12 protein-coding genes and 1 riboswitch are annotated in these 12,835 nt (G+C 72.2%); of the genes, 8 read left to right on the forward strand and 4 right to left on the reverse strand.

Annotated elements, in window-relative coordinates; all coding sequences use genetic code 11:
- The 5 genes from ADL34_RS18310 to ADL34_RS18330 all read left to right on the forward strand — a co-directional run.
- Positions 1–585 (forward strand): flavodoxin-dependent (E)-4-hydroxy-3-methylbut-2-enyl-diphosphate synthase (locus ADL34_RS18310; RefSeq protein WP_159038935.1); only part of this gene is annotated, 585 nt, incomplete at its 5' end.
- Between the two features lie 31 nt (positions 586–616).
- Entirely contained in the window at positions 617–2,572 is a 1,956-nt protein-coding gene (gene dxs / locus ADL34_RS18315; protein WP_062668821.1) for a 1-deoxy-D-xylulose-5-phosphate synthase, read from the forward strand.
- On the forward strand, positions 2,569–3,954 hold the full coding sequence (locus tag ADL34_RS18320) for an aspartate aminotransferase family protein (RefSeq protein WP_062668822.1): 1,386 nt from the start codon (positions 2,569–2,571) through the stop codon (positions 3,952–3,954). The genes dxs and ADL34_RS18320 overlap by 4 nt, the downstream gene beginning before the upstream one ends.
- Before the next feature lie 75 nt (positions 3,955–4,029).
- Entirely contained in the window at positions 4,030–4,662 is a 633-nt protein-coding gene (locus ADL34_RS18325) for a helix-turn-helix domain-containing protein (protein WP_062668823.1), read from the forward strand.
- Complete coding sequence (locus ADL34_RS18330) at positions 4,659–4,781, forward strand: DUF6126 family protein (RefSeq protein WP_062668824.1); 123 nt, start codon at positions 4,659–4,661, stop codon at positions 4,779–4,781. The genes ADL34_RS18325 and ADL34_RS18330 overlap by 4 nt, the downstream gene beginning before the upstream one ends.
- 15 nt (positions 4,782–4,796) lie before the next feature.
- Here the strand turns inward: ADL34_RS18330 and ADL34_RS18335 are convergent, their stop codons facing one another.
- Entirely contained in the window at positions 4,797–5,594 is a 798-nt protein-coding gene (locus tag ADL34_RS18335; RefSeq protein WP_062668825.1) for a tyrosine-protein phosphatase, read from the reverse strand.
- Positions 5,595–6,110: 516 nt separating this feature from the next.
- Positions 6,111–6,271: riboswitch (cyclic di-AMP (ydaO/yuaA leader) on the forward strand.
- A 4-nt stretch (positions 6,272–6,275) separates the two neighbouring features.
- Here ADL34_RS18335 and ADL34_RS18340 point away from each other — a divergent pair.
- Together ADL34_RS18340 and ADL34_RS18345 are read left to right on the forward strand one after the other, a co-directional pair.
- Complete coding sequence (locus ADL34_RS18340; protein ID WP_062668826.1) at positions 6,276–7,184, forward strand: LysM peptidoglycan-binding domain-containing M23 family metallopeptidase; 909 nt, start codon at positions 6,276–6,278, stop codon at positions 7,182–7,184.
- A 292-nt stretch (positions 7,185–7,476) separates the two neighbouring features.
- Positions 7,477–8,262: an SGNH/GDSL hydrolase family protein gene (locus tag ADL34_RS18345; protein ID WP_062668827.1), complete on the forward strand. Its 786-nt coding sequence runs from the start codon at positions 7,477–7,479 to the stop codon at positions 8,260–8,262.
- 63 nt (positions 8,263–8,325) lie between these two features.
- On the opposite strand, the gene ADL34_RS18350 is transcribed toward ADL34_RS18345, so the two are convergent.
- Complete coding sequence (locus ADL34_RS18350) at positions 8,326–8,937, reverse strand: TetR/AcrR family transcriptional regulator (RefSeq protein WP_062668828.1); 612 nt, start codon at positions 8,935–8,937, stop codon at positions 8,326–8,328.
- A gap of 80 nt (positions 8,938–9,017) precedes the next feature.
- Positions 9,018–10,196: a Glu/Leu/Phe/Val dehydrogenase dimerization domain-containing protein gene (locus tag ADL34_RS18355; protein WP_062668829.1), complete on the reverse strand. Its 1,179-nt coding sequence runs from the start codon at positions 10,194–10,196 to the stop codon at positions 9,018–9,020.
- A 275-nt stretch (positions 10,197–10,471) separates the two neighbouring features.
- On the opposite strand from ADL34_RS18355, the gene ADL34_RS18360 reads away from it, so the two are divergent.
- A complete protein-coding gene (locus tag ADL34_RS18360) occupies positions 10,472–11,659 on the forward strand; it encodes an MBL fold metallo-hydrolase (protein ID WP_062668830.1) in 1,188 nt (395 codons plus the stop codon).
- Between the two features lie 42 nt (positions 11,660–11,701).
- Here ADL34_RS18360 and ADL34_RS18365 read toward each other — a convergent pair whose 3' ends face one another.
- Entirely contained in the window at positions 11,702–12,817 is a 1,116-nt protein-coding gene (locus ADL34_RS18365) for an ABC transporter permease (RefSeq protein WP_107115653.1), read from the reverse strand.
- Positions 12,818–12,835 lie beyond the last annotated feature (18 nt).

A 12,835-nucleotide genomic window follows, 5' to 3' on the forward strand; every position in this document is an offset into this window, starting at 1 on the left:
GTCATGATCGAGGCGTACAAGCAGCTCGCCGCCCAGTGCGACTACCCGCTGCACCTCGGCGTGACCGAGGCCGGCCCCGCCTTCCAGGGCACCATCAAGAGCGCGGTGGCGTTCGGTGCGCTCCTCTCCCAGGGCATCGGCGACACCATCCGGGTGTCGTTGAGCGCTCCGCCCGCGGAAGAGGTCAAGGTCGGCATGCAGATCCTGCAGTCGCTCGGACTGCGGGAGCGGCGGCTGGAGATCGTCTCCTGCCCGTCGTGCGGCCGGGCGCAGGTCGACGTCTACAAGCTGGCCGAGGAGGTCACCGCGGGCCTGGACGGCATGGAGGTGCCGCTGCGGGTGGCGGTCATGGGGTGTGTCGTCAACGGCCCCGGCGAGGCCCGCGAGGCCGACCTGGGTGTCGCCTCCGGCAACGGCAAGGGGCAGATCTTCGTCAAGGGCGAGGTCATCAAGACCGTCCCCGAGTCCAAGATCGTCGAGACCCTCATCGAGGAGGCGATGAAGATCGCCGAGCAGATGGAACAGGACGGGGCCGCAGCGGGCGTCCCCACCGGCACGGGGAAACCGGCAGTGACGGTGAGTTGAAGCACGGCACGGACCGAGAGGGGGCCCGAGCATGACGATTCTGGAGAGCATCCGGGGACCACGTGACCTGAAGGCGCTGTCCGAGGCGGAACTCGGTGAACTGTCCGACGAGATCAGGGAGTTCCTGGTGCACGCGGTCGCGAGGACCGGCGGGCACCTCGGGCCCAACCTGGGGGTGGTGGAGCTGTCCGTCGCGCTCCACCGGGTCTTCGAGTCACCGGTCGACCGCATCGTGTGGGACACCGGCCACCAGAGCTATGTGCACAAGCTGCTGACAGGACGTCAGGACTTCTCCAAGCTGCGCGGCAAGGGGGGCCTGTCGGGCTACCCCGCCCGGGAGGAGTCCGAGCACGACATCGTGGAGAACAGCCACGCCTCCACCGCCCTCGGCTGGGCCGACGGGCTCGCCAAGGCCCGCCAGGTGCAGGGGGAGAAGGGGCACGTCGTCGCGGTCATCGGCGACGGGGCGCTGACCGGCGGCATGGCCTGGGAGGCGCTGAACAACATCGCGGCCGCCAAGGACCGCCCGCTGATCATCGTCGTCAACGACAACGAACGCTCGTACGCCCCGACCATCGGCGGCCTCGCCAACCACCTGGCGACCCTGCGCACCACCGACGGCTACGAGAAGGTGCTGGCCTGGGGCAAGGACGTCCTGCTGCGCACGCCCCTGGTCGGGCACACGGTCTACGAGTCCCTGCACGGCGCGAAGAAGGGCTTCAAGGACGCGTTCGCGCCCCAGGGCATGTTCGAGGACCTGGGACTGAAGTACGTCGGCCCCATCGACGGGCACGACATCGGCGCCGTCGAGTCGGCGCTGCGGCGCGCCAAGCGCTTCCACGGCCCGGTGCTGGTCCACTGCCTCACGGAGAAGGGGCGCGGCTACGAACCCGCCCTCGCCCACGAGGAGGACCACTTCCACACCGTCGGCGTGATGGACCCGCTGACCTGCGAACCGCTCGCGCCGTCGGGCGGGCCGTCCTGGACGTCGGTGTTCGGCGACGAGATCGTCCGGATCGGCGAGGAGCGCGAGGACGTCGTCGCGATCACCGCGGCCATGCTGCACCCGGTCGGCCTCGGCAGGTTCGCGGAGCGGTTCCCGGACCGGGTCTGGGACGTCGGGATCGCCGAGCAGCACGCGGCCGTCTCGGCGGCCGGCCTCGCCACGGGCGGGCTGCACCCGGTCGTCGCCGTCTACGCCACCTTCCTCAACCGCGCCTTCGACCAGCTGCTGATGGACGTCGCGCTGCACCGCTGCGGGGTGACGTTCGTCCTGGACCGGGCCGGTGTGACCGGCGTCGACGGACCCTCGCACAACGGCATGTGGGACATGTCGATCCTCCAGGTCGTGCCCGGTCTCAGGATCGCCGCGCCCCGGGACGCCGACCAGCTGAGGGCGCAGCTGCGGGAGGCCGTGGCCGTGGACGACGCCCCGACGCTGGTGCGCTTCCCGAAGGAGTCGGTCGGACCGTCGATCCCGGCCGTCGACCGGGTGGGCGGGCTCGACGTCCTGCACCGCGGCGGGCCCGAACAGGACGTCCTCCTCGTCGCGGTCGGGGTGATGGCCCCCGTGTGCCTCCAGGCGGCCGAGCTGCTCGAAGCACGCGGCATCGGGTGCACGGTCGTCGACCCCCGCTGGGTCAAGCCCGTGGACCCGGCGCTCGCGCCGCTGGCCGCCCAGCACCGGCTGGTGGCCGTCGTCGAGGACAACAGCCGCTCGGCCGGGGTGGGCGGTGCCGTGGCGCTCGCGCTCGGCGACGCCGACGTGGACGTGCCGGTGCGGCGGTTCGGCATCCCGGAGCAGTTCCTCGCGCACGCCAAGCGGGGCGAGGTGCTCGCCGACATCGGTCTCACGCCCGTCGAGGTCGCCGGCCGGATCAGCGCGAGCCTGGCCCTGAAGGAGGCCGCGGGCGGTTCGTCCGACCCGTCCGACGGCGGCCGCCCCGCGGGCCGTCCCGTCGCGTCAGTCAAGGAGAAGGCTGAATGACCACCGAGTTCGACCTCGGCAGACTCCTCGCCGAGCGCGGAGCCGAGCGCTACGAGCTGCACACCCGGTACCTCAACCACCAGCTCCCGCGCATGCTGCACACCATCGGTTTCGACAACGTGTACGAGCGGGCCGAGGGCGCCTACTTCTGGGACGCCGACGGCGACGACTACCTCGACATGCTCGCCGGCTTCGGGGTGATGGGCCTGGGCCGCCATCACCCCGTCGTCCGCAAGGCGCTGCACGACGTGCTGGACGCCCAGCTCGCCGACCTCACCCGCTTCGACTGCCAGCCGCTGCCCGGGCTGCTGGCGGAGAAGCTGCTCGCCCACAGCCCTCACCTGGACCGGGTGTTCTTCGGCAACAGCGGCACGGAGGCGGTGGAGACCGCGCTGAAGTTCGCGCGGTTCGTCACCGGCCGGCCCAGGGTGCTGTACTGCGACCACGCCTTCCACGGACTGACCACCGGCTCCCTGTCCGTGAACGGCGAGTCCGGCTTCCGTGACGGCTTCGCACCGCTGCTGCCCGACACGGCCGTCCCGCTCGGCGACCTCGACGCCCTGGCGCGGGAGCTGAAGAAGGGCGACGTGGCCGCGCTGATCGTCGAACCGATCCAGGGCAAGGGCGTGCACGAGGCCCCGCCCGGCTATCTGCGGGCCGCCCAGGAGCTGCTGCACCGGCACAAGGCGCTGCTCATCGCCGACGAGGTGCAGACCGGCCTCGGCCGTACCGGCGACTTCTACGCCTACCAGCACGAGGAGGGCGTCGAACCGGACCTGGTGTGCGTGGCCAAGGCGCTCTCCGGCGGCTATGTGCCGGTCGGCGCCACCATCGGCAAGGACTGGATCTTCAAGAAGGTCTACTCGTCGATGGACCGGGTGCTCGTCCACTCGGCGAGCTTCGGCTCCAACGCGCAGGCCATGGCGGCCGGGCTCGCCGTCCTGTCCGTCATGGAGGACGAGCAGATCGTCGCAGGCGTCCGGGCCACCGGCGAACTGCTGAAGTCCCGGCTGGCCGCCCTCACCGACAAGTACGAGCTGCTGGCCGACGTACGCGGACGCGGGCTGATGATCGGCATCGAGTTCGGCCGTCCCGACTCGCTCAAGCTGCGCAGCCGCTGGACGATGCTCCAGGCCGCGCGCAAGGGCCTTTTCGCGCAGATGGTCGTCGTGCCGCTGCTGCGGCGGCACCGCATCCTCACCCAGGTCTCCGGGGACCACCTGGAGGTCATCAAGCTGATCCCGCCGCTGATCATCGGCGAACGCGAGGTGGACCGGTTCGTCGACGCCTTCACGGACGTCATGGACGACGCCCACAGCGGCGGAGGGCTCATGTGGGACTTCGGCAAGACGCTGATCAAGCAGGCGGTCGCCAACAGGTGAGCGCGGCCCACGCCGCGGCTTTGCCTCTGAGGCAAGAAATTTGCCCCGGAGGCAAGCCTGGGGCTGAATAGGAGCATGAGCTCTCCCGAGAAGCGGCCCGGGGACGAGGCGACCGGGCCGGCCGAGTCCCTGCCGGTCGTCGCGCCGCAACTGCGGGCCCTGCGCCGCCGGGCGTCCCTCACCCTGGAGGGCGCGGCCCGCGCCGCCGGGCTGTCGGCCGCCCATCTCTCCCGGCTGGAGACCGGACAGCGGCAGCCGTCGCTGCCGATGCTGCTGGCACTCGCCCGCGTCTACGGTACGACGGTCGGCGAGCTGCTCGGCGAGAGGGTCCCCGACCGGGACGCCGTCGTACGCGCCGGTGACATGGAACCCACCGCTGCCGGCGGCTGGACGTACTGGCAGGCCGGAGTCTCCGGTCGCGGGATGCAGGCCCTGCGCGTCCACGTGCCGTACGGCTCGCAGGGCGACATCGTGCGCGTGCACCCCGGAGAGGAGTGGCTCCACGTCCTGAAGGGGCGGCTGCGGCTGCGCCTCGGGGACACCACGCACCGGCTCGCCCCCGGGGACAGCGCGCACTTCGACTCGCTCACCCCGCACCGGCTCGCCGCCGAGGACGACGGCGGCGTCGAGCTCCTGTTCGTCCACACCCTGTTGCAGAGCCCCACGGCCACCCTGTGCCTGGGCCCCACCCCTGGAGAGACGCCATGACCGACATGGAGGAGAAGTTCCCCCGCGCCCTGTGGGTGCGCCTCATCATCTACATCGCGGTGGGGCACGTCTTCGCCGCCTTCGTCTACTTCCTCTTCGAGGCGGGCGGCGGTAAGTAGGCGCGCCCCGCGCCCTCAGTCGAGCAGCCGCTCCCGCAGGCGCTCCCGCGCCTCGGGGGTGAGCCTCAGGCCCTGCTCCAGGTAGGTGTCGGCGTCTCCCCATGTCTCGTCGATCGTGTCGAAGGCGGCCTGCAGATACTCCGCCCGCGCGTCGAAGAGCGGGCTCAGCAGCTCCATGACCTCGGGCGAGTAGGCGGAGGGGGCGCTGCTGCCGCGCCGCACCTTGTACCGGCGGTGCTTCTCGTTGGACTTCAGGTAGTCGGCGACGATCGCCTCCCGCTCGACGCCGACGGCGAGCAGCGTCACTGCGATCGACAGGCCGGCCCTGTCCTTGCCGGCCGCGCAGTGCATCAGCGCCGGGACGCTGTCCTCCACCAGGGAGCGCAGCACCTGGGAGTGCTCGCCGGTGCGCTCCGTGACGATGGAGCGGTAGGAGGTGATCATCCGGGCCGCGCCCTTGCCGTCCGCCAGGATCTCCCGCAGCTGGTCGAGATCGCCGTCGCGGACCATCTTCCAGAACTCCGCGCCGTCCGCCGGGTCGGACAGCGGCAGGTTCACGTTGCGGACGCCCGGCAGCTCGACGTCTGGGCCCTCCAGCCTCTGGTCCGCCGCGTTGCGGAAGTCGAAGATCGTGTGCAGCCCCAGCGAGTCGAGGAAGGCGGCGTCCTCGGGGGTGGCGTGGGCGAGGTGGCCGCTGCGGAACAGCACGCCGTGCCGCACCCGTCGTCCGTCCACGGTGGGCAGGCCGCCCACGTCGCGGAAGTTGCGCACACCGGCCAGTTCGGGCTCGGTCGACGGGATCTGCTGCGTCACGGGGGCTCCTCCCGGTCGGCCCCGCCGGCGCGGCTCGGCGGTGCGGCCGGCAAGGTGCGCCTCCGACGATACGACATGGCTGTGTGCGCCAATCAGTTGTCCACAGGTGACAGCGCAGAAGCAATGGGCCGAAACGGACGAAGTCGTCGTATATCTGCATTGAAGGTGGGGGTGCGGATTCGATGCGCCGGATATCCGCCGACGTCGTATCTAGGCTTTCTGTCCGAATTGGCGGCTTCATTCCAACTCGCTCCGGAATAGGGAAAGCTGGAGCAGTGTCACGTGAGGAGCGTCATAGCGGTGACGGTGCGTCGCCCGTCATGTTCACGTAATGAGCCCGCCCTTTATGGGAATTCACGATGCCAGGCTCTCCGAAATGCACGCAGGGTGACCGGTGAATCCCGTAAGTGATCAAGTCGAACGCATTCGGACGGAACCCCTCACTTGTTCCCATGCGTCTTTCTCGCTTACGTTCGCCACCAATCCGGACGGACGCCTAATCCTGCCGCCGACCGGAATCCGCGCACACCCACCCGTACACGGCAGGAGCGGGGGACCCACAGGTACATCGCCTGTTCCGGTCCCGGAACAGGCTTGGGGTCAAGTCGCGTCCCGACGCGGCCGGGCATCTCCAGCCCGCACCCGACAGCTCACCTCGCAGGCGCCGGAGAGGAATTCACCATGCCCGCGAAGGGTAAGCATCGCCGTCCCAAGTCCCTGCGCCTCACCCGCACGATCGCCGTCGCCGGAACCGGCGGCGCCGCGCTCGCGCTCCCGCTGATCGGGGCCACCGGCGCCCACGCCGCGACCGGCCAGTCCGCCCCGGAGAAGGCGGTCCGGTCCGTCCAGACCGCCGCCGAGAAGGCCCCGGCGCAGAAGACCTCCGCCCCGAAGACGCGCACCTACGAGGTGAAGCGCGGCGACTACCTGGCGAGGATCGCCGACGAGCAGGACGTCCGCGGCGGCTGGAAGAAGCTCTACGCCGACAACCGCGAGGCCGTCGGCAGCGACCCGTCGCTCATCCACCCGGGCCTGAAGCTCTCGATCGACAAGAAGGCCGCGACCGCCGCGCCCAAGGCGTCGGCCCCGTCCACGGCGCAGTCCAAGCCGTCCGCGAAGCCCGCCGCGCCGAAGAAGGCCGCCACGGCCGCGCAGAGCTCCGGCGAGACGAGCACCGTCAACGGCTTCACCGCCCCGGTCTCCACCGCAGCCGTCGGGACCTCCTACAAGGTCGCGGGCAGCATGTGGTCCAGCGGCTACCACACCGGCGTGGACTTCTCCGCCCCCTCCGGCACCCCCCTGAAGGCGGTCGGCGCCGGCACCGTCGTCTCCGCCGGCTGGGGCGGCGCCTACGGCAACCAGGTCGTCATCCGGCTCGCCGACGGTTACTACGCCCAGTACGCCCACCTGTCCTCGCTGTCCGTCTCCAGCGGCCAGACGGTGACCGCGGGCCAGCAGATCGGCCTCTCCGGCGCGACCGGCAACGTGACCGGCCCGCACCTGCACTTCGAGATCCGCACCACGCCCGACTACGGCTCGGACGTGGACCCGGTGGCCTACCTCCGCTCCAAGGGCGTCGCCATCGGCTGACCGCCCACCGCACGGCGCGCACCTCCCTGACACGCATGCGCACCACCTGCCTGACACGCGACCGAAGGCCGGACCCCGATCCCCGGGTCCGGCCTTCGGCCTGTCCCGAGCGTCCGCGCGCGGCGTTTCGGCGGTCAACGTCCCCGCCAGGAACCGTATTCCGGGTTTGGTGAAGGCTTTGGCAGTGGCTTATCTCACCGCTCGTCAACCCCTTCCTACGGTCGCGTAGGTCACACCGAAAGGTGAATCATGTCCCGACGTGGCAGACGATTCGAAGAGTGACAGCAGAAGAGTGATCGGGTCGTACGTCGCGGTGGGGGACAGCTTCACCGAGGGCGTCGGCGACCCCGGCCCCGACGGGGCGTTCGTCGGCTGGGCCGACCGGTTCGCGGTCCTTCTGGCCGACCGGCGTCCCGAGGGCGACTTCCGGTACACGAACCTCGCCGTGCGCGGCAGACTGCTTGACCAGATCGTGGCGGAACAGGTCCCCAGGGCCGTCGAACTCGCCCCGGACCTGGTGTCGTTCTGCGCGGGCGGCAACGACATCCTGCGGCCCGGCACCGACCCCGACGAAGTGGCCGAACGGTTCGAACGCGCCGTCGCCCGGCTCGCCTCGGCCGCGGGCACGGTAATGGTGACGACGGGCTTCGACACCCGGGGCGTGCCCGTGCTGAAGCACCTGCGCGGCAAGATCGCCACCTACAACGGGCACGTGCGCGCCATCGCCGACCGCTACGGCTGCCCGGTGCTCGACCTGTGGTCCCTGAGGACCGTCCAGGACCGCCGGGCCTGGGACAGCGACCGGCTCCACCTCTCTCCCGAGGGGCACACGCGCGTGGCGCTGCGCGCGGGCCAGGTCCTCGGACTGGAGATCCCGGCCGACCCGGACCAGCCCTGGCCGCCGCTCCCGCCCCGCGGAACCCTGGAGATCCGGCGCGACGACGTCCAGTGGGCGCGCGAGTACCTGGTGCCGTGGATCGGGCGGCGTCTGCGGGGCGAGTCCTCGGGCGACCACGTGACCGCCAAGGGCACGCTCTCGGCGTACGACATCAAGATGCGCATCGCGTCGGTGGCCTGAGCCCGGCCGTACGGCCGGGGGAGAGCGCAGCCGTCCGGGACCGGTCCGGTCGCGGGCGGCCGCTCACCGGGGTGAGGCCGTCAACGCCGTCCGTTCCAGGCCCAGTTCCCGGGCCAGCGCCTCGTCCACCCACTCCAGGGCCCGCGCGCGGGACAGCGCCCCGGGATACGACGTCAGCTGGACGGCGAGCCCGTCGAGGAGGGCGGTCAGGCGCAGCGCCGCCGCCGCCGGGTCCGGGCAGCCGAACTCGCCCGCGGCCGCGCCCTCCGCGAGGACCCCGGCGAGGGCGCTCTTCCACTGCCGGTCCAGCTCACGCGTGACCTCCCGCAGCGCCGGGTCGCGCAACGCCGCCGCCCAGCCCTCGATCCACAGCCGCCAGCCCTTGGCCTGACCCGTCGGCGCGTACCAGCGCACGGCCGCCCGCAGCCGCCGTACCGCCGTCGTGCGGCGGCCCAGGATCCCGCGCAGCCGCGCCAGGTCGCCCTCGGCGGCGTGCGCGAACGCGGCCGCGACCAGCTTCTCCTTCGTGTCGAAGTGGTAGAGCACCAGCGCGTTGCTCACCCCGAGTGCCGAGGCCACGTCGGCGATCCTGACCGCCGCCACACCCCGCGCCTCTATCTGCTCCACGGCGGCCCGCAGCAGGTCCGCCCGCCGCTCCGCCACGCTCAACCGCACTCTCGCCCTCGCCACGCCGTCACCCTACGGCCTGGCCAGCACCGCCCCCGCGCGGCCGCCCGGGTACGCGGTCCCGCCCGTCAGCGGTGCCAGCCGAACCGTTCCGTGATCTCCGGCAGCCGGTCCGCCGCGAGGGCGTGCGCGGCGGCCCGCGGGGTCGTGCCGTCGGCCTCCGCGCGGGCCAGCGTGCGGTCGGTCAGGGCCCGCATCGCACGCCGCGTGTGGGCGAACGCCTCGTCCGCGTCCGGGCCGATGTCCCCGAACAGCGTCCACCACCACCAGGCGTTCGTGGCCGAGTTGACGACCACGTCCGGAAGTACGGTGACCCCCCGCGCGGCCAGCAGCACTTCCGCCTCCGGGCGGACGGGCATGTTCGCCGCCTCGGCGATCCAGCGGGCGCTGATCCGGCCCTGGTTGGCGGCGTCCACCGCGTACGACACCGCCGCCGGCACCAGGACCTCCGCCTCGGTCGACAGCCAGGCGTCCCCCGGCAGTTCACGGTCGCCGGGGCGCAACGCCGCGCGGTCCACCGTCGCGTGGCCGTCCCGGGCCGCCAGCAGCGCCTCCACGTCCAGCCCCGCCGGATTGGCGATGGTCCCCTTGATGTCGGCGACGGCCACCACGGTGAGCCCGGCGCGCGCGAGGAACCGCGCGGTGGCCCCGCCCATCGTGCCCAGGCCCTGCAGGGCGACCCGGGTCCGCCAGCGGGGCACCCCGGCCCGGTCCAGCGCGGTGAGCACCGACTCGGCCACACCGCAGCCGCCCACCAGCTCGTCGAGCCCGATGCCGTCGACGTCCACCGCGAACGCCTCGGCCAGCCGGCGGCGGGCGGCGGCCTCGTCGTCCAACAGCGGGTACACCGCCTGCACGGACGAGACGAGCCCCGCCTCCCGGGCCGCCCGGTCGACGACGTCCTGGCTGAGTCCCAGGTCCTCGCCCGTGGTCCACAGCGTCTCGACGTACGGCCGCATCGCGCGCAGGTAGCGCACCAGCAGGCCGTACGCCTCCGGGTCCCGCGGATCGCAGTCGACGCCGCCCTTGGCGCCGCCGAGCGGGACGTACCGGACGTCCGGGTCGTAGTGCAGGGCCTCCTTGAGGGTCATGCCGGCGGCCAGCCCCGCGATCTCCTCCAGCGTGCAGCCCGGCCGCATCCGCAGTCCGCCGCTGGAGACTCCGCGCACCAGCCGGTCCACGACCAGGAAGCCCTGGCGGCCCGTGACGTGGTCGGTCCAGGTGAGGGACAGGAAGGGCGAGGTCATGCGAACTCCGGGATCGGCGGCGGTCTGCGCGGTCGTCCGCGAGGTGACGGGGGCGCCCGGGCGGCCGGGAGAGCCGCATGCTCCTGAACGACGGGTCAGTATCACGACCAGGACACGGACATGTCAACGCATGCGGGCGCGTTCGCCGCCGGATCATGGGAACGAACGCCGGCGACCCGGCGTTCGGGATGACAGGGGCTGTCGGCCGTGATCGCGGGGGACCGTCGGTGTGGCCGCCCATAATGGAAGCCTCACCGACTCCACCAGGAGGTACCGTGGCCGGTTCCCGATTCCCGAGCGCCGCGCTGAGCGTCCTGCGGCCCACGGCCTTCGGCGTGGACCCCAGCGGTGAGCGCATGGCGCGCATCCGCCGGTCGCCGCACTTCAGCGACGGCGTGTTCCAGAACCCGGGCGGGACCGCGCGGACCAGACCGTCCGGTTCGATGCTGGAGTTCGCGAAGGTCTTCTTCGACAAGGACACCCGGCCGCTACGCGTGCCGAAGGGCACCGTGCCGGTGCACGCCACCACCTACGCCGACCTCGCGAAGCCGCCCGCCACGGGCCTGCGCCTGACGTGGATGGGCCACTCCAGCGTCCTCGCCGAGATCGACGGCCGGCGTGTGCTGTTCGACCCCGTGTGGGGCGAGCGCTGCTCGCCGTTCCCGTTCGCCGGGCCCAGGCGGCTGCACCCCGCGCCGCTCCCGCTCGCCGCGCTCGGCCCGGTCGACGTCGTCGTCATCTCGCACGACCACTACGACCACCTCGACCTCCCCACGATCAAGGCGCTGGCCGGGACCAGCACCCTCTTCGCCGTCCCGCTCGGCGTCGGCGCGCACCTCGAGCACTGGGGCGTCCCCGCCGACCGGCTCCGCGAACTGGACTGGCACGAGACGACCGAGATCGGCGGCCTGACCCTCACCGCCACCCCCGCCCGCCACTTCTGCGGCCGCGGACTGCGCAACACCCAGCACACGCTCTGGGCGTCCTGGGTCGTCGCCTCGCGGGAGCACCGGATCTACCACAGCGGTGACACCGGCTACTTCGACGGCTTCCGGGACATCGGGGCCGCGCACGGGCCGTTCGACGCCACGATGATCCAGGTCGGCGCCTACTCCGACTTCTGGCCGGACATCCACATGACGCCCGCCCAGGGCGTCCGCAGCCACCTCGATCTGCAGGGAGGCGCCCCGGGCGGGGTGCTGCTGCCCATCCACTGGGGCACCTTCAACCTCGCGCCGCACCCGTGGGCGGAGCCGGGGGAGTGGATGAGGGACGCCGCCGGGGACGCGGGCCAGACGGTGGCCTTCCCGCAGCCCGGCCGGCCGTTCGAACCGGCGGGGGAGGTGCCCGTGGAGCCCTGGTGGCGGACGGTGTCGGGGCCGGTCCCGCGGACCTGGCAGCCTCCCCGGGCCGGCGAGGACGGGGCGGCCAAGGATCGTCTCGACCTCGCCGGGGAGCGCTGACAACGGCGGCGGGCGACCCGGCCGACGGAGCAGCGGCGTCCGTCAGGTCCCGGTCCGGGACGCCCCCGTGGCGGGCGTCCCCAGGGCGCCGATGCCCTTCGGCTTGCGCCGGGACGCGGCGACGAGCCCGCTGACCAGGACGCCGCCCACCGCCCAGGCGGACAGGACCCACCAGGCCGTGGCGGTGTCGTGCCCACCGAAGTACGAGTAGTTGCGGATCAGCGTCACCGAGGCGCCGTTGGGGAGGGCCGGTCCGAGGTCCCGCCAGAAGGGCGGCAGCAGCGCCGACGGATAGACACCGCCCGCGCTCGGGTTGCCGAGCACCACGAAGATCAGCACCGACAGGGCGATGCCCGCGGGCCCCAGGAGGACTTGGAAGGCCATCCCGGTCGCCGCCGCGGCGAAGGTGGTGAGGGCGGCGATCCCCCAGATCGCGCCGAAGTGCCCGGGCAGCGCGTCGAAGACCAGATCGACGATGATCGCACCGCCGAGCCCCGAAAGGATCGACAGCCCGGCCAGCGCCCCTAGCCGGATGAGCATTCGGTGGGACGTGGCCGGCCTGGCCCCGTACGACGCGGACAGCGCGGCGGATCCCAGATAGCCGCCCACCACCATGCCGACCGCCAGATAGAAGCTGGCCAGCCCTCGTCCGTCCGCCTCGTTCGGCGGACGCAGATCGGTGATCCGCACCGGACGCGCCGGGTCCGCCTTCTGGAACAGGGTCTGCAGCGCCTGGACGCTCGACGGGCCGGCGGCGGAGGCCACCAGCAGCTGGTTGGCGGGGGCCGCGGGGCTGACCAGGAGAGCGGCGTCCACCTGACGCTCCAGCACCATCGTCCGTGCCTGCGCCGCGTCGTCGGCGGGCCGGCCCGCGAGGGGCTCCCCGGGGATGCCGTTCAGCTTGTCGATCACCTGTGCCTGCGCCGCCGGCGGTGCCACGACGGCCAGGCTGAGCTTGTGCGGCTTGGGCGAGTGGAAGGCACCGATGTAGGAGACGACGAAGGCCAATTCCAGGATGAGGACGCCGAGGAGGAGGATTCCGGCGCGGGGCGTGATGGCCTCCCTCAGCTCGTGCAGGAACCGTGCGACGGGTGAGGCCGCGGGAGGAGTCCCGGGCGGCTGTCCGGTCGGCTCCGGGGTGTCGCCTGTGCCGGCCATGGCAACTCCTAAGAACTA

The organism is Streptomyces sp. NRRL WC-3605 (assembly GCF_001509795.1).
Lineage (GTDB): Bacteria > Actinomycetota > Actinomycetes > Streptomycetales > Streptomycetaceae > Streptomyces > Streptomyces viridochromogenes.